At 30.5% G+C, this 26184-nt stretch carries 22 protein-coding genes; 15 read left to right on the forward strand and 7 right to left on the reverse strand.

Features of this window, described 5'->3' with window-relative positions:
- The first annotated feature begins 74 nt into the window (after positions 1 to 74).
- The 4 genes from VBY68_RS15860 to VBY68_RS15875 all read left to right on the forward strand — a co-directional run bounded on the left by VBY68_RS15860 (position 75) and on the right by VBY68_RS15875 (position 6245).
- Entirely contained in the window at positions 75 to 2222 is a 2148-nt protein-coding gene (locus VBY68_RS15860; protein ID WP_415270276.1) for a S9 family peptidase, read from the forward strand.
- A gap of 12 nt (positions 2223 to 2234) precedes the next feature.
- Positions 2235 to 3791 (forward strand): peptide MFS transporter, encoded by a 1557-nt coding sequence (locus VBY68_RS15865; protein ID WP_415270277.1) that lies wholly within the window; start codon positions 2235 to 2237, stop codon positions 3789 to 3791.
- A gap of 76 nt (positions 3792 to 3867) precedes the next feature.
- The gene (locus VBY68_RS15870; protein ID WP_273693947.1) at positions 3868 to 5628 is read left to right on the forward strand and encodes a peptide MFS transporter; all 1761 of its coding nucleotides are present in this window, start codon (positions 3868 to 3870) and stop codon (positions 5626 to 5628) included.
- A 98-nt stretch (positions 5629 to 5726) separates the two neighbouring features.
- The gene (locus VBY68_RS15875; RefSeq protein ID WP_099215458.1) at positions 5727 to 6245 is read left to right on the forward strand and encodes a thioredoxin family protein; all 519 of its coding nucleotides are present in this window, start codon (positions 5727 to 5729) and stop codon (positions 6243 to 6245) included.
- Positions 6246 to 6248: 3 nt separating this feature from the next.
- On the opposite strand, the gene VBY68_RS15880 is transcribed toward VBY68_RS15875, so the two are convergent.
- From VBY68_RS15880 to VBY68_RS15890, 3 genes are all read right to left on the reverse strand, one after another.
- Positions 6249 to 8276, reverse strand: coding sequence for a ComEC/Rec2 family competence protein (locus tag VBY68_RS15880; RefSeq protein ID WP_415270278.1), 2028 nt, complete (start codon positions 8274 to 8276; stop codon positions 6249 to 6251).
- A 291-nt stretch (positions 8277 to 8567) separates the two neighbouring features.
- Entirely contained in the window at positions 8568 to 10265 is a 1698-nt protein-coding gene (gene lysS / locus VBY68_RS15885; protein ID WP_415270279.1) for a lysine--tRNA ligase, read from the reverse strand.
- Positions 10266 to 10685: 420 nt separating this feature from the next.
- Positions 10686 to 11186 carry a DUF456 domain-containing protein gene (locus VBY68_RS15890; protein ID WP_415270280.1) on the reverse strand — a complete coding sequence of 167 codons (501 nt, stop codon included), beginning with the start codon at positions 11184 to 11186 and terminating at the stop codon, positions 10686 to 10688.
- Between the two features lie 120 nt (positions 11187 to 11306).
- Here VBY68_RS15890 and VBY68_RS15895 point away from each other — a divergent pair, with 120 nt between their 5' ends.
- From VBY68_RS15895 to VBY68_RS15910, 4 genes are read left to right on the forward strand one after another with little or no spacing between them, the layout of a single operon-like run.
- On the forward strand, positions 11307 to 11675 hold the full coding sequence (locus tag VBY68_RS15895) for a BlaI/MecI/CopY family transcriptional regulator (RefSeq protein WP_099215455.1): 369 nt from the start codon (positions 11307 to 11309) through the stop codon (positions 11673 to 11675).
- The gene (locus VBY68_RS15900) at positions 11672 to 13183 is read left to right on the forward strand and encodes a M56 family metallopeptidase (protein ID WP_415270281.1); all 1512 of its coding nucleotides are present in this window, start codon (positions 11672 to 11674) and stop codon (positions 13181 to 13183) included. The genes VBY68_RS15895 and VBY68_RS15900 overlap by 4 nt, the downstream gene beginning before the upstream one ends.
- A 51-nt stretch (positions 13184 to 13234) precedes the next feature.
- The gene (locus VBY68_RS15905) at positions 13235 to 14488 is read left to right on the forward strand and encodes a tetratricopeptide repeat protein (RefSeq protein ID WP_415270282.1); all 1254 of its coding nucleotides are present in this window, start codon (positions 13235 to 13237) and stop codon (positions 14486 to 14488) included.
- Positions 14489 to 14524: 36 nt separating this feature from the next.
- Positions 14525 to 14995, forward strand: coding sequence for a hypothetical protein (locus tag VBY68_RS15910; RefSeq protein ID WP_415270283.1), 471 nt, complete (start codon positions 14525 to 14527; stop codon positions 14993 to 14995).
- A 5-nt stretch (positions 14996 to 15000) separates the two neighbouring features.
- Here VBY68_RS15910 and VBY68_RS15915 read toward each other — a convergent pair whose 3' ends face one another.
- A complete protein-coding gene (locus VBY68_RS15915; protein WP_099215451.1) occupies positions 15001 to 16509 on the reverse strand; it encodes a GH3 auxin-responsive promoter family protein in 1509 nt (502 codons plus the stop codon).
- 66 nt (positions 16510 to 16575) lie between these two features.
- On the opposite strand from VBY68_RS15915, the gene VBY68_RS15920 reads away from it, so the two are divergent.
- Positions 16576 to 17370, forward strand: coding sequence for a DUF2797 domain-containing protein (locus VBY68_RS15920; RefSeq protein WP_099215450.1), 795 nt, complete (start codon positions 16576 to 16578; stop codon positions 17368 to 17370).
- Here VBY68_RS15920 and VBY68_RS15925 read toward each other — a convergent pair.
- From VBY68_RS15925 to VBY68_RS15935, 3 genes are all read right to left on the reverse strand, one after another.
- Positions 17365 to 18009, reverse strand: coding sequence for an HD domain-containing protein (locus tag VBY68_RS15925; RefSeq protein WP_415270284.1), 645 nt, complete (start codon positions 18007 to 18009; stop codon positions 17365 to 17367). The genes VBY68_RS15920 and VBY68_RS15925 overlap by 6 nt on opposite strands.
- A gap of 14 nt (positions 18010 to 18023) precedes the next feature.
- On the reverse strand, positions 18024 to 20144 hold the full coding sequence (locus VBY68_RS15930; protein WP_124590659.1) for a carboxy terminal-processing peptidase: 2121 nt from the start codon (positions 20142 to 20144) through the stop codon (positions 18024 to 18026).
- Positions 20145 to 20219: 75 nt separating this feature from the next.
- A complete protein-coding gene (locus VBY68_RS15935) occupies positions 20220 to 20735 on the reverse strand; it encodes a hypothetical protein (RefSeq protein WP_099215448.1) in 516 nt (171 codons plus the stop codon).
- A 115-nt stretch (positions 20736 to 20850) separates the two neighbouring features.
- Between VBY68_RS15935 and surE the strand changes: the two genes are divergently transcribed.
- The 6 genes from surE (at position 20851) to VBY68_RS15965 (ending at position 26149) form a co-directional block, all read left to right on the forward strand.
- Entirely contained in the window at positions 20851 to 21621 is a 771-nt protein-coding gene (surE, locus tag VBY68_RS15940) for a 5'/3'-nucleotidase SurE (RefSeq protein ID WP_099215447.1), read from the forward strand.
- Entirely contained in the window at positions 21609 to 21896 is a 288-nt protein-coding gene (locus VBY68_RS15945; RefSeq protein WP_099215446.1) for a hypothetical protein, read from the forward strand. Before surE ends, VBY68_RS15945 begins: the two co-directional genes overlap by 13 nt.
- A gap of 9 nt (positions 21897 to 21905) precedes the next feature.
- Positions 21906 to 23018 (forward strand): lipid-A-disaccharide synthase, encoded by a 1113-nt coding sequence (gene lpxB / locus VBY68_RS15950; RefSeq protein WP_415270285.1) that lies wholly within the window; start codon positions 21906 to 21908, stop codon positions 23016 to 23018.
- Positions 23019 to 23026: 8 nt separating this feature from the next.
- Positions 23027 to 23581 (forward strand): C40 family peptidase, encoded by a 555-nt coding sequence (locus VBY68_RS15955; protein ID WP_415270286.1) that lies wholly within the window; start codon positions 23027 to 23029, stop codon positions 23579 to 23581.
- A gap of 178 nt (positions 23582 to 23759) precedes the next feature.
- Entirely contained in the window at positions 23760 to 24536 is a 777-nt protein-coding gene (locus VBY68_RS15960; RefSeq protein ID WP_415270287.1) for a LytR/AlgR family response regulator transcription factor, read from the forward strand.
- A 5-nt stretch (positions 24537 to 24541) separates the two neighbouring features.
- Entirely contained in the window at positions 24542 to 26149 is a 1608-nt protein-coding gene (locus VBY68_RS15965) for a sensor histidine kinase (RefSeq protein ID WP_415270288.1), read from the forward strand.
- The last annotated feature ends 35 nt before the right edge of the window (positions 26150 to 26184 follow it).

Here is a 26184-nt window from a genome sequence, read left to right on the forward strand (position 1 = left end):
ATGATTTTTTTGAGGGGATTTTTGGCTATTTTTCCGTAAACTTGGCAAACTTTTTAGATAAACAACAACTTAAGATGAAGAAAATATTATTATTGTTTATAGGAATATCTTCGCTAGTACAAGCTCAAAAAAAAGATATTTCTTTAGAGGATATATGGAAAAAAGGCACGTTTAGAGCCGATTATATGAACTCTTTAAACTCTATGAATGGAGATTTTTATTCACTATTGAATTATGAAAATGGAAGTTCTACTGTAGATAAGTACAGTTATGAAACATTAGAAAAAGTTGCAACGATAGTTGATAGTAAAGATCTAGCTGGATTAAAATATTTTCAATCATATAGTTTTAATAATGATGAAACTAAATTAATTTTAGGAACAAACTTCAAACAAATTTTCCGTCACTCATATTTAGGTACATTTTATGTGTATGATATTGCTAAAAAATCATTAGACTTAATTGGTACAGATATTCAAGAACCAACTTTTTCTCCTGATAGCAAAAAAATAGCATACGCTAAAGACAATAATTTATTTATTAAAGATTATTCAGATGCCAATGTGGTAATTCAAATTACCAATAGTGGTAAAAAGAATGAAATCATTAACGGTATTACAGATTGGGTTTATGAAGAAGAATTTGGTTTCGTAAAAGCATTTGAATGGAGTAAAGACAGTAAAAACTTAGCATATTTACGTTTTGATGAAAGTAAAGTTAAAACTTTTTCAATGGACGTATATGGAAAAGGAAAATACCCAACACAGCATGTGTTCAAATATCCAAAGGCTGGTGAAGAAAATGCGAAAGTAGCATTACGTATATTTTCATTAGAAACGAACAAAACTGCAGAAATTAGAGTTGGAGACTATGAATACATTCCAAGAATTAACTGGACAAACAATCCAAATATTTTAGCAGTTAGAACATTAAACCGTCATCAAAATGATTTAAAAATGTATTTTGTTGATGCGACTACTTTTAATAGCTCTGTAGTTTTAAATGAAACTGACCAAGCTTATGTAGATATTACAGATGATTTAACTTTTTTAGACGATAATAGTTTTATTTGGACAAGTGAAAAAGATGGATACAACCACATTTATCACTATGATAAGGACGGTAAGTTATTGAATCAAGTAACTAAAGGAAACTGGGAAGTTACTTCTTACTACGGATACAATGCTGACAAGAAAACTATTTACTATCAATCAGTAGAAAATGGATCTATTAATAGAGGAGTATACAGTATTTCTTTAGACGGAAATAATAAAAAACTGTTAAGTAACGCTTCAGGAACAAATAATGCTTCTTTTAGTAAAAATATGCATTACTTCATTAATACTTTTTCAGATGTAAATACACCTCCTGTGTATACGCTAAGAAACGATGAAGGGAAGGTATTAAAAACTATAAAAGATAACGCAACTTTAAAAGAAACTATTGCAGGATATAATTTAAGTAAAAAAGAGTTTTCTACAATTAATGTTAACGGAAACGACTTAAATATGTACACTATCAAGCCTGCAAATTTTGATGAAAATAAAAAGTACCCAGTTTTAATGTATCAATATTCTGGACCAGGTTCTCAAAATGTAAAAAACAGTTGGAATAGTTCTAATGATTATTGGCATCAAATGTTAGCACAAAATGGTTATATAGTTGTTTGTGTTGATGGTAGAGGAACAGGTTTTAAAGGACGTGATTTTAAGAAAGTTACTTATATGAATTTGGTGAAGTATGAAACTGAAGACCAAATCTCTGTAGCTAAAGAGTTAGCAAAATTACCATATGTTGATGCGAATAGGATAGGTATTTGGGGATGGTCTTTTGGAGGTCATATGAGTACTAACTGTTTATTAAAAGGAAATGACGTGTTTGCCGCAGCAATAGCAGTGGCACCAGTTACTACATGGCGTTTTTATGATTCTATTTATACAGAACGTTACATGCGTACACCAGAGGAAAATCCAGCAGGATATGATGACAATTCACCTTTAAATTACCCAGAATTATTAAAAGGAAAATATTTGTTAATTCACGGAACAGGAGATGATAATGTGCATGTTCAAAATGCTTATAGAATGGCTGAAGCTTTAATTCAGGCAAATAAACAATTTGAATGGGGTATGTATCCAGATAAAAATCATGGTATTTATGGAGGAAACACTCGTTTACACCTATATACTAAAATGACTAACTTTATTAAAAATAACCTATAAAATTCGATAACTATGAGTACAGTTAAACAGGCACATGAAAAAGAACTATTTGGGCAACCAGTAGGTCTTTATATACTATTTTTAACAGAAATGTGGGAGCGTTTTTCTTATTATGGGATGAGAGCTTTATTAGTACTATATATGACTACATCAGCTATGGGAGATGATCCAAGAGGAGTTGGTTTAGGCTGGACTAGTCAAGAAGCACTCGCTCTTTACGGGTGGTATACAATGCTTGTTTATGTAATGTCTATTCCAGGGGGAATGATAGCTGATAAATTATTAGGACAAAAAAAATCTGTTTTATGGGGAGCTATTATTTTATGTTTGGGACATGGAGTATTAGTGTTAACTGATATTTGGGCTTTTTATACAGGATTAGGTTTAGTGATTTTAGGAGTTGGCTTATTGAAACCAAACATTTCAACAATGGTTGGAGGTTTGTATAAGGAAGGAGATATTCGTAGAGATAAGGGGTTTTCTATTTTTTATATAGGGATAAATTTAGGATCTCTATTAGCGACTATGATCGTTGGATTAGTTGTTGCAGAGTGGGGATGGCATGCTGGATTTGGATTAGCAGGTGTGGTTATGGTTTTAGGTTTGATTAATTATTTATATGGTCAAAAATACTTAAAGAAAGTTGGTAATTTTGTACCAAGCAATAAAGACGATAATTCAATCTCTTATGGGGAGTTGTATTCAAAATTATTTACTTCACCAAAACACTTAATCCTTACAGCTATACTGTTATGTGGATCAGCATTAGGATGGTATAAACTGGGATGGGGTTATGGTTTACTTTTTTTATTTTTAACAGGAATAACAGCTTTGTTAATGATGATATATAAAGAATTAGAAACTCAGGTTTTTAAAGATCGCTTTTTAGTTCTTTTGTTATCATTTATAATGGTTATAATATTTTGGGGAGCGTTTGAACAAGCAGGAGGTTTGATGAATTTGTATACAGAAACAAATACAGATAGAAATTTATTTGGATGGCAAGTTCCTACAGTTATGTTTCAAAGTCTAAATGCTGGGTTTATAATTTTATTTGCAACTGGAGTTGCAAGCTTTTGGGCTAAAAGAAAATTGAAAGGAAAAGAAGCTTCTTCGTTGTTTAAAATGGCTTTAGGTATCATAATAATGGGGTTTGGTTTCTTGTTTATGGTTTTTGCAGCAATGGAATTTGACAAATCAGGTTCATCAAGTATGTTATGGTTAGTACTAGCATATTTATTTCATACCATAGGAGAGTTATGTATTTCTCCAGTAGCATTATCGTTTATAACCAAACTAGCCCCTGTAAAATATGCAGCATTAATGATGGGAGTATATTTTGCAGCTACAGGTTTAGGGAATAAAGTAGCTGGAATTGTAGGTGAGTCTGCTTCGGAGTTTGGAGAACTAACTATTTTTTCAGGAATTTTAATCTTTACTGTAGTAATAGGAGGGTTATTCATTTTAATGTTAAAACCGTTGAAACGACTTACACATGGAGCTGAAGAGAAAGAGAGAGACTTGACAAATCAAGAAGCAGAAGGATTCGAATTAGCAGATAATAATTAAGAAAAACATACAAAAAGCCTAAGTAATAATTAGACTGTTACTTAGGTTTTTTAATTTATTATAAATAAGGATATTCATGAGTGAAACATCAAATGATTTTTTTAAATCAAAGGTATTAGGGCACCCATCTGGGTTATTTGTACTGTTTTTTACAGAAATGTGGGAGCGTTTTTCGTTTTACGGAATGCGTGTATTATTAATAAACTTTTTAACAGCAGCAGCAGTTGGAGCTAACCCAGGTTGGGAGTGGTCAGCTGAAAATGCAGGAGCGCTATTTGGTACTTATGCAATGTTGTTGTATTTAACACCAATTTTAGGAGGTATTATAGCTGATAAATTAACGGGGTATCGTTGGGCTGTGGTTATAGGGTCGATAGTTATGACTTTAGGGCATGCAGCTATGGCTATTGAAACTGAATTTTGGTTGTATGTAGGTTTAGCTTTATTAGTAATAGGTACAGGTTTCTTTAAGCCTAATATGACTTCTATTATTTCTGAAATGTATAAAGATTTACCAGAGAAGAAAGACGGTGCTTATACCATTTTTTATATGGGAGTAAATGCAGGAGCTTTCTTTGGAATGATGTTGTGTGGATACTTAGCTGAAAAAGTTGGTTGGTCTTGGGGATTCGGTCTAGCTGGAATCTTTATGTTATTAGGAACACTACAGTTCTGGTTAGCTAAGCCGCTATTTGGTACTATTGGTGATGTTCCTTCAAAAAATAAAGAAGAGGAAACTAATGAAGCGTCGGTTACAGAAACATCTAATGATAGTGATAAAGAAAATCCTTTTACAAGTTTAGATAAAATTTTAATTGTAATTTCTTCGGTAATTGGTTTAGGATATGCAATTAATGATCCGTTATCAAAAATTGGAGGAATCGATATTTTTGGAGCATTAAAAGTTGGAGATTTTGATGGACAGTACGTAGCTGTATTGTTTGGTTTAGCAGTATTCTTATTTTTAACAATTTCTCGTATTTCACGATACACCAAAGTTGTTAGAGATAGAATGATAGCAGTAATTATTTTTGCATTTTTTACTGTTTTCTTCTGGATGAGTTTTGAACAAGGAGCAACGTCATTAATACTTTTTGCCCGCGATAATGTTGATAGAGTTTTAACAGGTAACGCTCAAACAATATTTAATATAGTAAATACACTATTAACTGTAATTCCTTTAATAATCATTACTTGGGTATTATATTTATTAGGAAAAGAAACAGGTAAAAGAATTCCAGTATCAAACATTGTATTAGCAATTTGTTTTCTTGGTGTTTGGGCATTAGTAGGATGGATGTTATATGTTGAGTTCTCAGCTGAGGCTTCAGAAATCACAGTATCATGGTTCTCAATCTTAAACTCATTCTTCATTATTGCTTTTGCTAATTTATTCTCAAAATGGTGGGATTCAAAATATAATCCATCTGCAGCTGTTAAATACGGTTTAGGTTTAATTATCATGGCTGTTGGTTTCGGCTTATTAGCTTTTGGAGCATACGGAATTACTGATGGAGTTAAAGTAAGTATGGTTTGGTTAATTTTAGCATACTTATTCCATACATTAGGTGAATTATGTTTATCTCCTGTAGGGCTTTCTTATGTATCTAAATTGGTACCAGCGCGTATGATTGCATTTATGTTTGGTATGTGGTACTTAGCTATTGCGATAGGAAACAAGTTAGCTGCAGTATTTGGAGGTCAGATAGAAAATATTACAAAAGAGTATAGTTTATCAACATTCTTTTTAATTTTTACCATAGTGCCAACGTTAGCTGGATTATTGGTAATCGCATTAAATCCTGTGATTAAAAAATTAATGCATGGAGTTAAATAACTCTAAATAAACGTTAAAACAATCTTTTACAACCTGTCAATTTTAAATGTTGGCAGGTTTTTTTGTAAATTTGGAACACTTATTGAGACTTAAGAAGTATGAAAAAAATAATATTAGTAGCAGTTTTAACCTTTATTTCATTAGGGGTCAAGGCACAAGATAAAGTAAATTGGTTAAGCTTTGAGCAAGCGATGGAAATGAGCGAGAAAGAACCAAAACCAATTTTAGTAGATATTTATACTGATTGGTGCGGTTGGTGTAAAAAAATGGATAAAACGACATATAAAAACAAAGTAATTATTGAGTATATCAATACACACTATTATCCAGTAAAGTTAAATGGAGAAACAAAAGATGATATTACATTTCAAGGAAAAACGTTTAAGTATCAAGCTCAAGGAAGAAGAGGGTATCATCAATTGGCAGCTGCTATAATGAAAGGACAGTTAAGTTATCCTTCAACAGCTTTTTTTAATACAGAAAGACAGTTGTTACAAAATGTTCCTGGTTACTTAGAAGAAAAAAGGTTTGAAAAAATACTAGCATATTTTAACAAGGATAATTACAAGAATACACCATGGAAAGAGTTTGAAAAAAACTTTAAAAGCGCGATGTAAAATCTATTCTTTAAAAATATAAGCACCATTTTGGCCAGTATACCAAAATGGTGTTTTTTGTTTATAACAAGTTTCTATCCATCTAGTAATATATGATTTATAATTACTACCATCAGCAATAATTTGTTGAGGTTTTAAGGTAGTAATAAGTCTATCTAAATTAATTTTAGGGCTGTCTTTCAGAATAACTATTGGGTTTTCAAGTTCTTTTATTTGATAAACACTTAGACTATCTACAATCAAAACATGTTTGTCCATATAGGAGGTTATATTTAAAATTGAATCAGTGCTTTTAGAATAAACCTCTTCATTAACTCTATAAGATTGTAGTAGCTTTTGATGATGAAGAACAGAATCATTCAAAGAACTAAAAATGTTTATTTCGTTACCATTTCTTTTTCCTATAATAGAATGTCTACTTTTATGAAATACAATGAATTCACTTTTTCTGTTAATTTGAAACTTTTCATAAAAATAAATTCCCTGAATTAGGAGAGTAGAAACCAAAAGTAAAAATACACGTTTATAAGTTTTTTGAATCCAAGTTAAATATAAGAAAATAATAAAAACATACCAAGCTAACATTGCTTCAAAAGACATTGAGAGTTCTTTCAATAAAAAACCTTCTTGGTGAGAAATCCAATCAACAAAATAATTCATTGTTGAGATTATAAATCCGTAACCATCAGTTATAAATTGAGGTAGTATGCTCAGTGTAGCTAATAAAATAATTACAATTCCAAAGAGTAAAATTGCTCCTAAAAAAGGAATGATTATTAAGTTAGATAAAATAAATAAACCTGGAAATTGATGAAAATAATACAAACTTATTGGTAATATACCTGCTTGTGCTGCAATTGAAACGGTAAATAAACTCCAGCCTTTATCTAGTAACCAAAACTTAGGCTTCCATAGATTGTAGAGTAATGGTTGCACCCAAACAATACCAAAAACAGCTAAGTAGCTCAATTGAAATCCAACATCGAATAAAAACATCGGTTTTATTAAGAGTAAGAAGAACATCGAACTGACTAATGAATATTCAATAATCTTTTTCCGCTTGAATGATTGTCCAATAGCAACAAAAGTAAACATCATTACTGCACGAACTACTGAGGCTGATAAACCAGCTATAAAGGCAAAACACCATAAGAGTAATACAATACAGATGATTTTTACGAGTATTCCGTTAGGAAGCTTTTCTATGGGTTTAAGTAAATAGGAAAGAAGTAGTAGTAAAATACCAATATGCAGCCCAGAAATGGCAAGAATATGAATAGCACCAGCATTTGTGTAGCTTTCTAACAAATCTTTTGAAATTTCTTGTCGTTGACCTAGTAATAAAGCATTTATTACGGCGAACTCATCATTGGTAAAATGATATTTTTTTAAAGAGGTTTGTACGCTTTCTCGAATATTAGCCGATAAAGTGATTAAAGTAAAACTAGCATTGTTAAGCTGTTGAAACTGTAGTTTGTTTAAAAATACCTGATGATAAATATACTGTTTGGCTAAATATTGCTTATAGTCAAATTGATGCGGATTTAAAGGAGGAATTAATTCTTTAAAAGGAGTTTTAATTAAAATACGATTACCTACCTTTAATATAGGTGATAAACTGTCCTTTTGAATGTTCAGAAGAATATATCCAGTGGTTTTGGTAGAATCTACTTGTGAAACTTTAGCAACATATTTTGTATAGTAGTTTCCTGGTTTTAATACTTTTTGTACATCAAGTATATAAGTAGAATTCTCAGTTGATTTATGGTTATAATAATTCGCGTAATTTCTCGGGTTGTGAATATACGCGGTACTAATTCCGATAAAAACAAAGAACAGCAGTGTAGCTATACTAAATGCTTTTCGCATTTCAGTTCTTTTTAAGAAATAAAGAATAATTAAAAATCCTATTAAAGAATAAGCCAAGTATGTAAAATTATACTGCCAAATTTGTGTATAAAATTGGAATGTTATGCCAATAACAAGGCACACCAAAAAATGAAATGGAGGGTATTCAAATAATTTTTTCATAGCTTTTTAAAGTTATGAAAAAACTGCGAATATGAAAAGTTTAGTTATTTTGGATAGTTAAATCCGTCGTAATTACTGTTATAAAATGTTAACCATATTTTATAGTTGTAAGTATTATAAGCAGGTAGTGCATTATTTAGGTTATTGTAGTTGACGTTATTGAAGATATGAGCTTAATTTGATAACTTATATCCGGTTAGTAGCTAATTTACCCAAAATAGCATAAAAACAAAACAAAAAAGCAACCTCAAATGAGATTGCTTTTCAATTCTATTTAGTTTGTGAAATACGTTATACGATTTCTACAAACAAACCTTCCTCTGTTTTTTCAACCTTTGCAAGATTATTTTTAGTTAAACCTTTAATGGTTTTGTCCCACTTTTTGTTAGATAAACCGCTTTGAGCTTTTAACTCGTTTAAATCTATTTTTTCAGCTTTTTCTATCAATGTTAACAATGCTTTTTCGTCATCGTTTAATTCAACAGAAGGAGCTTGCTTCTCAGGTTTCATTTGTGGGAAGAATAATACTTCTTGAATTGAAGGATTGTTCGTTAAATACATAATTAAACGATCCATTCCAATTCCTAATCCAGAAGTAGGAGGCATACCATATTCTAACGCACGTAAGAAATCTTGATCGATAAACTCACCAGCTTCATCATCACCACGAGCAGCTAACTTTAACTGAGCTTCAAAACGCTCACGTTGGTCGATTGGGTCGTTCAATTCAGAATATGCATTGGCAATTTCTTTACCACAAACCATTAGTTCAAAACGCTCTGTTAATTCAGGATTGTCACGATGCTCTTTACATAACGGAGACATTTCCTTCGGATAATCTGTGATAAACGTTGGTTGAATGTAGTTTCCTTCACATTTCTCACCAAAAATCTCATCAATTAACTTTCCTTTACCCATCGTTTCATCCACTTCGATACCCATGTCTTGAGCAGCTTTACGGATTTCATCTTCCGATTTTCCGCTGATGTCAAAACCAGTAAAGTGTTTGATAGAATCTGCCATAGTAACACGTGCATACGGAGCTTTAAAGTCAACTTTATGCTCTCCAAAAGTAGCTTCAGTAGTTCCGTTTACAGCTAAAGCACAGTGCTCTAATAATTTTTCAGTGAATTCCATCATCCAGTTGTAGTCTTTGTAAGCTACATAAATTTCCATTGCGGTAAATTCTGGATTATGTGTTCTGTCCATTCCCTCGTTACGGAAGTTTTTAGAAAACTCATACACACCGTCAAAACCACCAACAATCAAACGTTTTAAGTATAACTCATTTGCTATACGCATGTATAATGGAATGTCTAATGCGTTATGGTGCGTAATAAATGGTCTCGCAGCAGCACCACCAGGAATTGGTTGTAGAATAGGTGTTTCTACTTCAAAATATCCTGCATCGTTGAAAAACTGACGCATGGCGTTGAATAACTTTGTACGTTTTACAAACACGTCCTTTACTTGCGGATTTACCACTAAATCAGCATAACGCTGACGGTAACGCATTTCAGGATCAGTAAAACCATCAAACGTATTTCCTTCCGAATCCACTTTAGGTAATGGTAATGGTTTTAAAGATTTACTTAATAATTTAAAATCTTTTACCATTACAGTGATTTCTCCAACTTGAGTTTTAAATAACTCTCCTTCAATACCTACAAAATCACCAATATCTAATAATTTCTTGTATACTTCGTTGTACAAAGTTTTGTCTTCACCTGTACAAATTTCATCTCTGTTAAAGTATACTTGAATGCGTCCTTCACTATCTTGCAATTCAGCAAAAGAAGCTTTTCCTTGAATACGACGAGACATTAATCTACCAGCAATAACTACCTTCTTACCTTCCTTAAACTCCTGTTTAATCTGTTTGGAATTCGTATCTAATGGAAATAAATCTGCTGGATATGGATTGATACCCAATTCACGTAATTTTGATAGTTTTTCTCTACGTACAACTTCTTGTTCTGATAATTGCATTGACTTAATTTTTAAGTAATTTTTGTTTAAAGGTGCAAAGATACAATCTATTACAAAATTAGACAACGGTAGTATCATATAGATTTTATAAAAAAAGTAATTTTTATTTGTAGGTTTTAAAAAAGGATGTATATTTGCAGGCTGTCTAATTTTAAAAGGACAGCATTTAGTTGTGTTGTTAGATACTTTAAATAGTATCATGGTTTTGTTAACCAATGGAAAGCTTCCCTTAGATGGGTTGCTTTTTTTTTTGCAGTTTAGTTACGTGTTTTAGTAGCTGTTTCCCGCTTTCCGCACTCGCTCTCTACGAGGAGCTCAAACAAATGCTTCAATCGGGGCTAAATAATTAATCGTCATTTCGACCGAAGAGAGAAATCTTAGAGTTATTAGTTAGAATTAAAATGTAAAAAAAACTTTTTCCTAAAAAAAAGCGGTTTTATACTCCCAGAACTTAACAAAAAACAGTACTAAGAATACCATAGATATAGAAAATTTAATAGTTGCAGAAGCTAAAAACCCTAAAAAAGCACCAAATGATGCTTTGATTGCTCTGTTAGTGTCTTTACTATCATAAATTAATTCACCAACCAAAGCACCTACAAAAGCGCCAATTAAAATTCCGAAAGGAATAGGAGAGAGTAATCCAATAATTAAACCGATAGTAGTACCGTATACTCCATATTTCGTACCTCCAAATCGTTTAGTTCCCATTGCAGGGATAAAGTAATCAAGAAAAAATATAATGACAGCAATAGCTAAAGTGATTCCTAGAAACGTCCAGTTTTGAGGAACTGCTTTTGTTAAGTGTAACAATAACAAACCTACCCAGCTAGTAATAGGGCCAGGTAATACTGGTAAAAATGAGCCAATAATTCCTAAACAAGCAAATACAAAACCGAGTATAACTAAAAATATATCCATTAACTTTTTTATTGATAAGACGAAGATATGAAAGCTTTGTTACACATTTATTAACTAAAAAATTAGTTTAAACTAATTTTTTAGTTATATTTGTTTCAGAACATTTCATAAAAATATATAATGAGTAAACAATTAACGAAGGCAGAAGAGCAAATAATGCAGGTGTTATGGAAGTTGAAAAAAGCTTCAGTAAAAGAAGTTATAATCGAATTACCAGAACCAAAACCAGCATACAATACAGTTTCAACTATTATAAGAATTTTGGAGACAAAAGAGTTTGTAGGGCATGAGGCAAAGGGGAGAGGTTATGTGTATTATCCGTTGGTAAAAAAGTCAGAGTATAGTAATGAGAGTTTACACAAGTTAATGAACGGATATTTTGGAGGCTCATTTAAAAGTATGGTGTCATTTTTTATGAAAGAAAATAAAATGGATATCCAAGAATTAGAAAGTATTTTAAAAGAGGTGAATAAAAATAAGGAGTCATGATAAACTATATTATCCAAGTTATATTATTTCAAGTACTTTTTGTAGCGGTGTATGATTTCTTTTTAAGTAAAGAAACTTTTTTCAATAAAAATAGATGGTACTTGTTAAGCACTGCATTACTTTCTTTTATGTTGCCTTTATTTAAAATTTCGACAGTTCAAAAAGCTGTTCCTCAAGAATATTACATTTTATTACCAGAGGTAGTGTTATCACCTCAAAAAGTGATCGAAAAAGCTGCTTGGTATCAATCTGTTAATTATTTAGATCTACTATTTTGGATTGGATGTTTATTGTTTTTTGTAGTGTTTTTAATAAAGTTAGAACGAATCGTACGATTGGTCTTACAGTATGGGGTTGCTAGAAAAGAAAATTATAAATTGGTATTACTACCAAAAGAAACTAAGGCGTTTTCATTCTTCAATTATATTTTTTTAGGAAACGAAATTCCTTCTTCGAAAAGAGAAAAAATTATTCAGCACGAATTGGTACATAGCAAACAGAAACATACGTTAGACCTGTTGTTTTTTGAGTTCTTGAAAATAGTCATGTGGTTTAACCCAATGGTGTATGTATATCAAAACCGCATTTCTCTAGTTCATGAATATATTTCAGATGCTGTAGCCAGCAAATTAGATAAAAAAGAAAATTATATAAACCATTTACTCGCTGATATTTTTCAGGTCGAGCATATTTCATTCATTAATCAATTTTACAAACATTCATTAATCAAAAAACGAATTATTATGATTACGAAAACACAATCAAAAAAAGTTAAACAATTAAAGTATTTATTACTAATACCTCTCTTAGGAAGTATGATTTTGTACACAGCTTGCTCAGACGAGAATAAAGGTAGTCAAGCTATTGCGAAAAAAGAATTAGTAACTATTTATAACAGTAAAGATGGAGAAATTACTTCAGTTAAAGGAGAAAAGAGTACGTATTTAGATCGTTACTTTGGAGAGAAGATAGACTTAGGTAAAGAATTATCAATTAATGATTTATCTGAAGAAGAAAAGAATGAGTTTTTAGCTCTTAAAGAGAGTCTAGAGGACGAGGGTTCAGTGTTGGGAGTTAAAGTATATAAAGGAACAAGTAATAGGAAGATTATAGCTTATGACTTAGTTAAAATAAAAGTAAAAGAAATGGCTGATAAAGGTGGAAGTATACCTTTTTCACTTTTAGATAAAGCACCAACTTTCCCAGGGTGTGCTGAAGGAGATAAAGATTGTTTTCATAAAAGTATGAGCAAATTTGTTCAAGAAAACTTTGATACATCTATAGCTAATGAATTAGGTTTAGATTCAGGTAAAAAAAGACTTTATATTAAATTTAAAATAGATAAAGAAGGTAAAGTAATAGATGTAAAGGCAAGAGCACCACATCCAATATTACAACAGTATGCCGAAGAGTTGGCACAAAAATTGCCACAAATACAACCAGGAGAAAAAGATGGAAAAAAAGTAGGAGTTGGTTATGTATTACCAATCACATTTAACGTAGAATAAATTAATTATATTGGTCACAAATAATCAATGAACAATACCAAAAATAGAAACGTGAGAAATAAAATTTTACTTATTGTTTTTGTAATAGGAATTTTAAAAGTCGAGGCGCAAGTTTCGACTTTTAAAACTATTGATAGTTTAGTAAATATAGGACGCTACCAAACAGCATTAGCAAAGTTACAAGAGTTAGATACTACTTTTCAATCAACTTCAAAAGTAGCATCTATTTACGCTTCAATTGATAATTATAAAAAAGCCTCTTTATATTATGAAAAGGCATTGGAGTTAAAAGATGATTATTCAGTAAAAGTAAGGTTGGCAAAAGCATATAAAAAAGAGAAAAAGCTACAAAAAGCTATAGATGTTTATGAAGGTATTATAAGTGAGGACTCTGAAAACTTATTTATTAAGTATCAGTTAGGAAAATTGTATGTACAAACGAAACAACCAGCCAAAGCGATTGATACTTTTAAAAACATTATTAAACAAGATAGCACGAATGCAAATTATCATTACCGTTTGGGAATTGCTTATGGAATGTTGAAAAAACGAAACCTAAAAATAAACAGTTTTTTAGAGGCTTATAAAAATGATACAACCCACATTAAATCTATTCATCACTTAGCATTAGCTTATACTTTATTACATGATAAAGATTCAGCAAACATATTTATAAATAGAGGCTTGGTAGTAAACCCTAATCATATTAATCTAAATAAGTTAAAAATTAATAATTTATATAGAGAAGAAAAGTTTACTGAGGCTATTCAATTTTTAAAAAGAATAGATACTATAGAACCCAACGAACATTACACGCAAAAAATGTTAGGGCGTAGTTACTTTAATCTAAAGAAATACGAAGAGGCAAAAAAGTATTTTAATAAAGCCATAAGAATAGATAAATCAGATTTTAAAGCCTATACCTATCTAGGTGATATTAATTTTGAAAAGAAAAAATTTTACAAAGCTCAGTTAGATTATATGGTGGCAACTTTTGCTGGTAAAGAACCCAGAGATGTTGAATATTATCAATTGGCAAGAGTTTATAAAGAATTAGGTAACCCTAAAGAAGAACTTAAATCATATAAAAAAGCTTTTGAAGAGAATAGAAAGAATTATAAAGCATTGTACCAACTAGCAAAAACTAGTGAAGATTATTACAAGGATAAACGAATAGCTTACAAACATTATAAAAATTATGTAAACCGTTTTGAAAGAAAAGATTCTGTATTAACTAAGCATGCTAAAGAAAGGTTAAAAGAAATTAAAAAGTACTATTTCTTACAAGGAGAGATTTTACAATAGTATTTAATTTTGTATATTCATCTTAAAATCAATAAGATGAGTTTTCGCTATGTGGCTTTTTTAATTTGTGCTTTGCTATGTTCTTCTTGCGACTTCTTTTCATACCCAAAAAAGAATAGTGTGCAAGCTTTAGATACTATTGTAGATTTTACAAAAGTAGATATATCTCCTTCTTTTTATAAATGTAAAGATTTACTAGATGAAGCTAAAGCCAATTGTTTTAGAAAAGAAATTCATAGAAGAATAACAACTAAATTAAAACAATATAATTTTGTTACTAAAAATAGCTTAGATGAAGAAGTTTTAATTGATATTTTGATTAATAAGGAAGGGGAGTTTGTTTTAGTTGAACTAACTACATCTGATACTGTTACCAATCAATTACCAGAATTAGATAGTATTGTAAAGTTAGCAATAGAAAAACTCCCAAGAATAAGTCCTGCTACTAAAAGAGGGATTCCAGTAGTAACAAAATATCAATTGCCTATTAAAATTAAAACAGAGTAGTACGTTTATAATTTCAAAAGTTCCTCAACAAAATCACGATTATTTGATAAACGAGGAATTTTATGTTGTCCACCTAATTTTCCTTTTTCCTTCATCCAATCATAAAACAAACCTTTACGGGCTTGATGTATCTTAGGCATTGCTAAAGTCATATTATTATAACGTTTAGCTTCATAGTCAGAATTACAATTTTTTAAAGCATTATCTAACTCTTTAGTAAAAAAGGTAAGGTTTTCAGGAGCTTTTTTAAACTCAATAATCCACTCATGCGCACCATTCTCTTTACCATTCATAAAAATAGGGCCAACAGTATATTCTTTAATTTCACAGTTGGTTTTATCACTCGCTACTTTTAAAGCATCTTCAGCATTTTCAATAATTAACTCTTCGCCAAAAACATTAATATGATGTTTAGTACGTCCAGTAATTTTTATACGATAGGGATCGGTTGAGGTAAACTTAACGGTATCTCCTATCAAATAACGCCATAAGCCACCGTTTGTGGTAATAATAATGGCGTAATTAATATCTTTTTTTACTTCAGAAAGAGGAATAGCCTTAGAGTTTTCTCCATTGTATTCACTCATTGGAATAAACTCATAAAAAATTCCGTAGTCTAACATTAATAGCATTTCATCAGAATCATTTCGGTCTTGAATAGCAAAAAAACCTTCTGATGCATTATAGGTTTCATAATATTTAAAATCGTCTCTTGGAATGAGTTTCTTATACTGTTCTCTGTATGGATTGAAGTTTATTCCTCCGTGAAAGTAAACCTCCAGATTAGGCCAAACCTCTAAAATATTATTCTTTCCTGTTTTCTCTAATACTCTATTTAATAAAACTAACATCCAAGAAGGAACACCAACTAAACTTGTAATATTTTCATGAATAGTTTCATTAATAATAGCTTCCATTTTTGCCTCCCATTCACCCATCAATGCAGTTTCTTGCCTTGGAGCTGAGCTAAAATCTGCCCAAAAAGGCATATTTTCAATAATTATTGCAGATAAATCACCAAAATAAGTGTTGTTATCTTCATATACAGCTGAGCTTCCACCTAAACGTAGTCCCTTACCAGTAAAAAGCTTTGCGTTTTCGTTATTGTTTATATATAAACATAACATGTCTTTTCCTGCTTTAAAATGACAATACTCAATAGCTTCATCACTTACAGGGATAAACTTGCTTTTTGCATTAGTAGTACCACTTGATTTTGCAAACCAACGTATAGGCGTAGGCCAAAATAAATTTTGTTCTCCTTTTCTACAACGTTCAATAAGTGGTTCAATACTTTCATAACGTTGAATGGGAACGTTGTTGGCAAAGTCTGTATAACTTTTAATTGAAGAGAAATCTTGTTGTTTCCCAAACTCAGTATTTTTAGCAGCACTTACAAGCTTTAGTAATAGCTCATTCTGAACATCAATAGGATATTTTAAAAATAATTCCACTTGATGTTTACGCTTTTTTAAGAACCAAGAAATGATGGAATTTATAAATGGAAACGTCATAGATTAACTCTTAATTCAATTTTTTTACTGTAATTTTGTGAAGCTAAATGTAACAAAATTTAAGACATGCAATACCAAGGAGTTTTAAAAAAAATGCCTACTGAAAATTTAAGTACAGTTCAATACTATTTAGATATGGGGGCTGATTTTTTGAATATGAATCAGTTATTGAATAAGGAGTTAACCTTGACTTTTGTTACCTATGAGTGTTTAAACTGTCATTTAGAAAAAAAAATCTATCGTCAAGGTTTTTGTAAAAAATGCTTTTTTGAAACTCCAACTGCAGGTGATTGGATAATGCGTCCTGAATTAAGTAAAGCACATTTAGGAGAAGAAGATAGAGATTTGGAGTACGAAAAAAAGGTACAGTTACAACCACACATTGTGTATTTAGCAAATTCAAGTAATGTAAAGGTGGGAGTAACGAGAAAACAACAAGTACCAACTCGTTGGATAGATCAAGGGGCACATGAGGCCATTGAAATTGTTGAGGTACCTAATCGTTATTTAGCAGGGATTACCGAGGTAGCCCTAAAGGAGCATGTTGCTGATAAAACAAATTGGAGAACTATGCTGAAAAACGATATTAAGGATGAAAACTTGGTTGAATGGCGAGAAAAATTACAAGAGTTTATTCCTGATGAAGCTAAAGAATACTACATAGCTAATAATACTGAAACGAATATTCAGTTTCCAGTTGAAAAGTTTCCTAAAAAACCTAAAAGCTTAAATTTAGAAAAGGAAGAAACATACACAGGTAAATTGGTAGGTATTAAAGGACAATACTTAATATTTGAGGATGAAACAGTGTTTAATGTTCGTTCTAATGAAGGGTTAGTAGTTAAAATTGAGCTGTTATAAAAGCTCAATTTCTCTTTGAATATTTATACGAGCAGTTTCTTCAAACTTTAGATAAAAATATTCTGTCTTAAATATATTTTCCATCCTTAGGAAATGCTGTAATGCTTTTTTTCTACCTGAGTTATAAACCATATTAGGATAAATGGCGTATTCTTTTCGTACATTTTTATAATACTGAGTGTATCCTTCCCAGTCTTGACCTAAAATAGATAAATCAGCATCAATAAAGTAATTGGTATCTGAATCTTCAGAGGTTTTATGAGATTTAGTAGCTAAAATCTGAGAATAACAATTTTCTATAATTTTTGTGGGTACTAATAGTTGTTTCATTCTTTTAATAGCTAATTCAGCGCTTTTTTCTTCATTATTACTTTTTAAAGAGTTGTAAATGATATCATGATAAAACAGCGTGAATAAAATTGTGTCCCAATGATTTATTTCGGTTTTTATTTTAGTAAGTTGAATAAGTAAACTCTCAAGGTGTTCTAATGTATGATAGTATCTCTTTTTATCAGAATAACTCTCAACTATTTCTTTCCATAACAAGATGTTGAGACTGTTATCGTTTGAGTAGGTAGCTAACAAGTTTAAAAAAGTGTTTTTTAGCATAAAAAGAGTGAAAAAAGAAAAAGGGTTCATTTGAACCCTTTTTTTTAATGTTTTACAGCAACATGGTTGTTGTTCATTTTTAATTCGCTTAGTACGTTTAGCGCTTCATTTATGTATATATCTTTCTGAAGGTTTTTATGCCATGCAACACGTTTTTCTTCTAAAACAGTATCCTTTTTAAATAGGTTTAACTCGTATTTAGGTGAAACAAATGTTAAGTGTGAATCAAATTTAAAAATGTCTTTAAATTGTTCTCCTTCTTTAGTTTTAGCTTCGCTTTCCTTTTTAAAAGCATCATAGTTTAAAGAGTACACTCTTTCGTCTTGGTTTTTCTTTAACCACTTAGCATAGTCATTTATTTTATTAAATTTTTCGTTGTTCATTACACGTTGCTTACTATTGTATACAACATCTGCAAAATTACTATATGAGTTGGTAGTGGTATATTTAGCTTGTTGCACCTTATCCCAAGGTAAAGCACCATCTAAATCACGTTCTCCAAAATCCATATAACTATATCTGGTAGGTAAAGAAATATCAGAATATACTCCTTCAATTTGAGTAGAACCACCATTGATTCTATAAAATTTTTGAATGGTCATTTTTAAAGCTCCTAAATCATTAGGATATTGCTCATAAAAACGGTTTATAGGTAAAACATTTTGTACAGTTCCTTTTCCATAAGTTTGTTTGCCGCCAATAATAACACCACGCTTGTAGTCTTGCATTGCTGCAGCAAAAATTTCTGAAGCAGAAGCAGAAAATTCATTTACCATTACTACTAATGGTCCTTCCCATTGAATTTTTGGATCAGTATCAACTTTTACTAAAGGCTCTTCACCACGATATTTAACTTGAACAATAGGTCCTTTGTTGATAAATAAACCACCAATTTCAATAGCTGTTTTTAACGATCCTCCTCCATTATCACGTAAATCAACAATCAAACCTTGAACATCTTCTTCTTTCAAACGCTCAATTTCTTTTTCCATGTCTTTTGCTGCATCTCTACGGCTTAAGTCGTTGAAATCTATATAAAACCTAGGAAGGTTAATGACTCCGTATTTTTTACCATTTTTTTCAACTATACTAGATTTTACAAAAGTTTCTTCAAGCTCAACCACATCTCTAATAATTGGGATGACTTTAATAGAACCATCAATCTTTTTCTTTACAGTTAAACGAACTTCTGTTCCTTTTTTTCCTTTGATAAACTTTATAGCATCATCCAAACGCATTCCAACAATATCTAAAGGTTCTTCATCTCCTTGAGCAACTTTTAAAATAATATCATCAGCTTCTAATTCACCTTGTTTCCATGCAGGTCCTCCAGAAATTAATTCAACAATGTGAGTGTAAATTCCTTTTTTCTGTAAACGAGCTCCAATACCTTCTAATTTACCAGACATCTCTTGGTCGAAACGTGTTTTAATTCGAGGAGACATATAAGTTGTATGTGGATCAAAACCGCTTACTACGCTGTTTAAAAACGTAGAATACCAGTCAGAGTTTTCAAGTTCACCTATACGCATGTATAAGTCGTCCATATTTTTTAAGACTTTTTTTCGTGCCTCAGCTTCTAAAACTTTAAAACTTTTCTTTTTAAAGCTCTTATCTTTTTTTGCTTTCTCGTTTTGTTGATTTTCAGCATCTTCAATATTACTTAAAATAGATAATTTTAATTGCTTTCTCCAATAGTCAATCAACTCGGTTTCGTTTTTAGCATACGGAACTTTGTCATAATCAATATCAATAACTTCCTTTTTCTTATAGTTAAAAGGTTGCTTTAATAATGAACGATAGGTCTTTTTACCTGACTCCATCTTTTCTAAAAAACGGTTATATACTAATTTGTAAAAATCAATATTAGATTCTCTTAGTTGATTATCTATTTGATACTTGTATTGAGAAAATTCTTTTAAATCTTCTTGAGTAAAATAACGCTTATTAGGGTCTAGACCATCAATAAATGTAGTATATACGTGTTCAGAAAAATCGTCATTTAACTTTTTTTGAACGTAATGGTATCTACTTAAAATATTTTTTAAAACGTAAACAATAACACGGTCTTTTTCAGGATCGTTATTAGGAAGTGTATTCGAACTAACAGAGTTAGAAAATAAAAGGGTGATTGCTAAAAATGGTATAATAAACTTCGTCTTCATAAAACCTTCTGTCTTTTTAATTTGTGTTGAGTCGTTGTGTTGCTAAGCTACTAAAATAATGCCAATTTTTTAGTTTTATTGCTTTTTATAAATGCCTCTAAAAACTTCTTTAGTCTTTTTAAGGTCTTCATTGAGATAATCCCAAATTTGAGTTACAGAACCATCTTTGTTTTTTGTCCAAGTAATTTGGTTGTAATAATTGCCTTTGTCATTTTTTACAAGATCACTTTTTAAAGTCATAGTATTATCTTTAAAATAACCTTTTAAAACTAGTGAAAATCCAGTGTTATCAATCCAAACTTGGTTCCAAGTATTATCTGTTTTGTTATAATAGTTATAACTAGTTCCTTGACTTTTTGATGTTTTAGAACTCCAATTTTCTTGAATAGCACAAGCATTGGGCATTTTTATAACGTTGTTATGACCAATTAATTTTCCTTGTGTATTATAAACATTCCAATTTCCGACCCAAAAATCAAACTGGGTATAGTTTACTTCATTACAAGGTTTTGTTGGGGGATTTTGTGCTGAAATAATTGAAAAAAAAGAAGAAATAACAAAAACTGTAACATAAACAATAATCCGTACCATAACGCTTGAGTTTGATTACCACAATTTTACACATAAAATGAACCAATCTGTCTTTACAAAATGTTAAAAATAGAATCCTTTTTTTATGTTACATTTGTTGTAAAACTTACTTACTATGCAAGATAGACCTTTGATTTTAGTTACGAATGATGATGGAATTACTGCTCCTGGTATTCGTATGTTAATTGAAATTATGAATAAAATTGGGGATGTAGTTGTAGTTGCACCTGATAGTCCGCAAAGCGGAATGGGACATGCTATTACTGTGAATAACGTGTTACACTGTAACCCAATTACTATTGATGAAGGTCCACAAATTGAGTATAGTTGTTCGGGAACTCCAGCTGATTGTGTTAAAATGGCAAAAAATGAAATTTTAAATCGCACACCAGATTTATGTGTTTCAGGAATTAATCATGGGTCAAACTCATCAATTAATGTAATTTATTCAGGAACCATGAGCGCTGCTGTTGAAGCTGGTATTGAAGGTATTCCTGCAATAGGTTTTTCTTTGTTAGATTTTGATTGGCATGCCGATTTTAGAGCAGCACGTAAATTTATCGAAAAAATAGCGTTAAATGTTTTGTTAAATGGATTACCAGATGGTGTAATTTTAAACGTAAACATTCCTAAGTTAAAAGAAAACGAGATTAAAGGAATTCGTATTTGTAGACAGGCGAATGGATATTGGAAAGAAACGTTTGATAAACGTAAAAGCCCTTTTGGGAAAGAGTATTATTGGCTCTCTGGAGAATTTATTAACAGAGATAAAGGGCAGGATACTGATGTTTGGGCATTAGAAAATGGTTTTATATCTGTTGTGCCAGTTCAATTTGATATGACAGCTCATCATGCAATTCAAAAATTACACACATGGGACATATAAAAAAAGAAATATTAATAGGAATTATAGTTTCATTGTTGGCAACAACTTGTGGCTTTTTTATTTATGTAGAGTACATCTCAGAACTTAGTATTTCAGAAACGATTTCTATGATAAGAGAAGGAGGAGTATTAGGATCTGTAATTGCTTTAGCAGCAATACCTAATTTATTTGTTTTTTGGGTATTTTTAAAAAAGAAACAAGATTATAGAGCAAGAGGAGTGTTAATAACTACAATTGCTGTAGCTTTATTAACAGCATTTTTAAAGTTTTTCTAATTTTAATACATGAAATATTACATTCTTGTAGGTGAAGCTTCGGGTGATTTACATGGAGCAAATTTAATGAAGGCCTTAATAAAGGAGGACCCAAAAGCAGATATTCGTTTTTGGGGAGGAGATTTAATGCAAGAAGTTGGAGGTACACTTGTTAAGCATTATAAAGAACGTGCTTTTATGGGGTTTGTTGAGGTGTTGATGAACTTACGTAAGATTTTAGGAATGATTTCTTTTTGTAAAAAAGACATTGCTCAATTCAATCCTGATGTAATTATTTTTATTGATAACTCAGGCTTTAATCTTCGTATTGCTAAATGGGCAAGAAAGCAAGGTTTTAGAACTAATTATTATATTTCACCTCAAGTTTGGGCAAGTAGAGCGAGTAGAGTTAAAGATATTAAACGAGATATCGACCAAATGTTTGTAATTCTTCCGTTTGAAAAAGAGTTTTATAAAAAGCATGGCTATAATGTTCATTTTGTAGGACATCCTTTAATTGATGGAATTGCAGGAAGAGAACAAGTTTCTATCGAAAAGTTTAGGAAAGAATATAATCTGGGACATAAAGAGGTTATAGCACTGTTACCAGGAAGTAGAAAGCAAGAAATAACAAAAATGTTATCGGTAATGCTCTCATTAGTACAAGATTTTCCACAATATCAGTTTGTAGTGGCAGGAGCACCAAGTCAATCTTACGAGTTTTATCAAGAAATAATTGGAGATTCAAATGTGAAATTCATTAATAATAAAACTTATGATTTATTGAGTATTTCACATGCTGCTTTGGTAGCGTCAGGAACAGCAACTTTAGAAACAGCATTGTTTAAAGTACCTCAGGTAGTGTGCTATAAAGGAAGCAACATTTCATATCAAATAGCCAAACGAATAATAACATTAAAATATATATCGTTAGTTAATTTAATAATGGATAGAGAGGTGGTAAAAGAGTTAATACAAAACGATTTTACTAAAGAAAAAGTACAATATGAATTAACTCGTATTTTAGAATCAGAACATCGTCAGCAATTGTTTTTGTCATACTTTGATTTGGAACAAAAATTAGGAGGAAAAGGAGCCTCTGCAAAAACAGCAAAGTTGATTGTTGCTGGGTTAAAAAAATAAAAATTAGCATGATAAAAAAAGTCTTCTTTATATGTTTGGCATCATTTTTAATGATTTCTTGTGGATCATCAAAAAATATTAGTACGACTTATCAAAAAAGAGTTTCAACAGTTACTCCTAAAAAAGTAGAAGATACGGATACAAAAACCAGTGAAACATTAACAAAAAAAGAAGATGTAACTGTTGCTGATAAAATTGTATGGACTGCAGTAACTTATAAAGGTGTGCCATATCGTTTTGGTGGAATGACTAAAAGAGGAATGGATTGTTCTGGGTTAATTTTTACATCGTTTAAACAACGAAACGTACCCATAGCAAGAACATCACACCAAATGTACGTACAAGGAGAAAACATTTCGTTACGAGAGGTTCAAAGAGGAGATTTACTATTTTTTAAAACTTCAAGAAAAAGAGGTAGAGTAAATCATGTTGGGTTAGTAACTTCTGTAGATAATGGAGATATCCGTTTTATACATTCAACTACATCACGGGGGGTTATTGTAACTTCACTACACGAAAACTATTGGAAACGTGCTTTTATTAAAGCAAAGCGAGTGTTGTAATAATCGTTAAACCAAGTTTTAACTTCCATAATTAATCCTAAAATAGATTTCTTTATTAGGTGTTGTTTGTCTTTCAGCTAAAAAGTAACTGTTTATAAGTTAGCATAAACATAACTTTTAATTAAAGATGAAAATAATTTAATACTTTTGAGCATACCTCTTAAAACCTAATTTAGAAATGAAGACATTGGATGTAGTTATTATAGAAGATGAAGATTTAGCGGCATCTTCTCTAGAAAATTTATTGCTTAAAAGTTCACATCCAATTTCTGTAAAAAAGCGGTTGGAAAGTGTTGAAGATTCGATTCTTTGGCTTCAAAAAAACACTTGTGACTTAATTCTAAGTGACATTCACCTTGGCGATGGTTATAGTTTCGAAATTTTTGAGAGTTTGAAAACTTCAATTCCTATTATTTTTACAACAGCTTTTGATGAGTACGCAATCAGATCCTTTCAGTTTTTTGCTATAGACTATCTATTAAAACCGTATAGTAAAGAGTTACTTAACAAAGCGATAGAAAAATATATAAATCTTAATGAGAATAAAGGTTATACTGATAAGCTAGAGCAATTACTATTGCAAATGAACAGCAAAATACAGCAGCAAAAAGAAAAAGAACGTTTCTTGGTGTCAAAAGGAAGCCTATCTATTTCTATAAAAAGAGAAGATGTAGCTTATTTTATGGCGCAGGGAAAATATTTATTCCTATTTACTTTTGATAATGAAAGTTATCTTTATGACGGGACAATTTCTAGTTTGGAAGAAGAGCTATCTGAAAAATACTTTTTTAAAATTAATAGAAAATACATTATTCAACATTCAGCGATTAATAGCATATCAAAATACAGCAATAATCGTGTAAAAATAGAATTACAACCAAATTTAAATATAGAAGAGATGCTTTTAGTGAGTGCTCAAAGAATTAAAGAGTTTAAAAAGTGGCTGGATAATTAAATTTCATGAAATTTCCGTTAAAAAAAAGAAAGCACCAATATTACCTTTTAGCAAGTGTATCATTAATAGTATTGTTTTTTATTGGGTATAGATTAATAACTAATAAAATAACTTCAGAAGCAGAAGGTTTGATGGAGGTTGTTATAAAGCAGTATGCAAAGGAAAAGGAAAGTATTTTACAATTTGACTTTAATGAATTTAATAAATTCATTATTGACACTCAGAGAATTATTGAGAGTAGTGCAGGCTTAGATAAAAGTGAGCTTAAAAATAGATTGCTTTTTAATAGTGAGTTAGCTTTTTCTGAAGAAAACATAGATGTAAGCTTTGTTTATTTTTTAGAAGATAAAGAGGTTTTAGATTCTTATTTTTTTGGTAGCATCAATGCAGGTAAAAATATATTAGAAAAAACAAAATCTCTTGAAGATAAAAATCAAATTTTTGATACAGTTTTAAATTTAGGAGGTAAAACATATTACCGAAAGATTATCAAACATCAATTGCAAGATGGCACTTTTGTTGTTTTTGGTTATGATATTAACTTGTTAAAATACTGGAATTATTTCTCACAAAAATATAGTGGAAAAGGAGGGTATGTTACTTTAACGAATAATGAAGGTGTTTGTATGCTACATCCTGAAATAGGGTATATAGGAAAGCGTGAGACTTCTTTTTTTGATAAAGTTTCGTTGAATCAGGTTATGAAAAACTTTGAACAGGAAGATTACAAAAAGAAAAAACAAGTTAAAGTAGCTGCAATTTCTGAATATTTGAAATTAGAGGTGATGCGCTATTATGATGTTATACAGGTGGGTAATTCTGAATTAATTTTAATAACAAGCTTTCCTTTAAATATTTTTATTAAAGAGTCAGTAAATAATATAAAGCAGTATTTACTTTGGATGAGTTTATTGGCATTACTAACCTTTATGTTAATATTAGCTTTTTCCCGAAGCCAATTAAGAAGTCAGCACTTAAAAACACTTCAGTATGAGCAAGAAAGAAAAAGGTTAGCTATAAGTAATGAACAATATCAACAAAAAAACGCACGATTACAGTTAAGTCAGTTACGAAAAAAGTTAAACCCTCATTTTTTATTCAACACATTAAATTCTTTACATGTTTTAATAGGTTTAGATAAAACAACATCTCAGCAGTTTGTACTAAGACTATCTGAAGTTTATAGATACTTGTTAAAAGACAGAGAAGCTAATTTTGCTACTGTTAAAGAAGAATTATACTTTTTAGAACAATACTTCTTTTTGCAAAAAATCAGATTTAATAATAGTATAAACTTAAGTATTGTAGATAATAGTGAAGATAAAGCACTGTTGAAGAAGATTCCTTTTTTAGCATTAGAAACATTAGTGGAAAATGCTATTAAGCATAATGAAATAACAAAAAAGACCCCCCTTTTCGTTAAAGTTTTAATTGAAAAGGATGTAATTGTAGTTAGTAACAATTATAATCCAAGAAAAGGTGAAAAAGAAGCAAGCTATAGTGTGGGGTTGAATTATTTGAATAATTTTTATGCATTTTATAGTGTAAATTCATTTAAGACGGAAATAATTGAAGGTGAATTTAAATGTTATATTCCTTTATTATCAAAATAATAAAATTCACTCCTTAAAAAAACTACTTCACTCTT

The sequence above is a fragment of the Tenacibaculum ascidiaceicola genome (assembly GCF_047470925.1).
GTDB classification, from domain to species: domain Bacteria; phylum Bacteroidota; class Bacteroidia; order Flavobacteriales; family Flavobacteriaceae; genus Polaribacter; species Polaribacter discolor.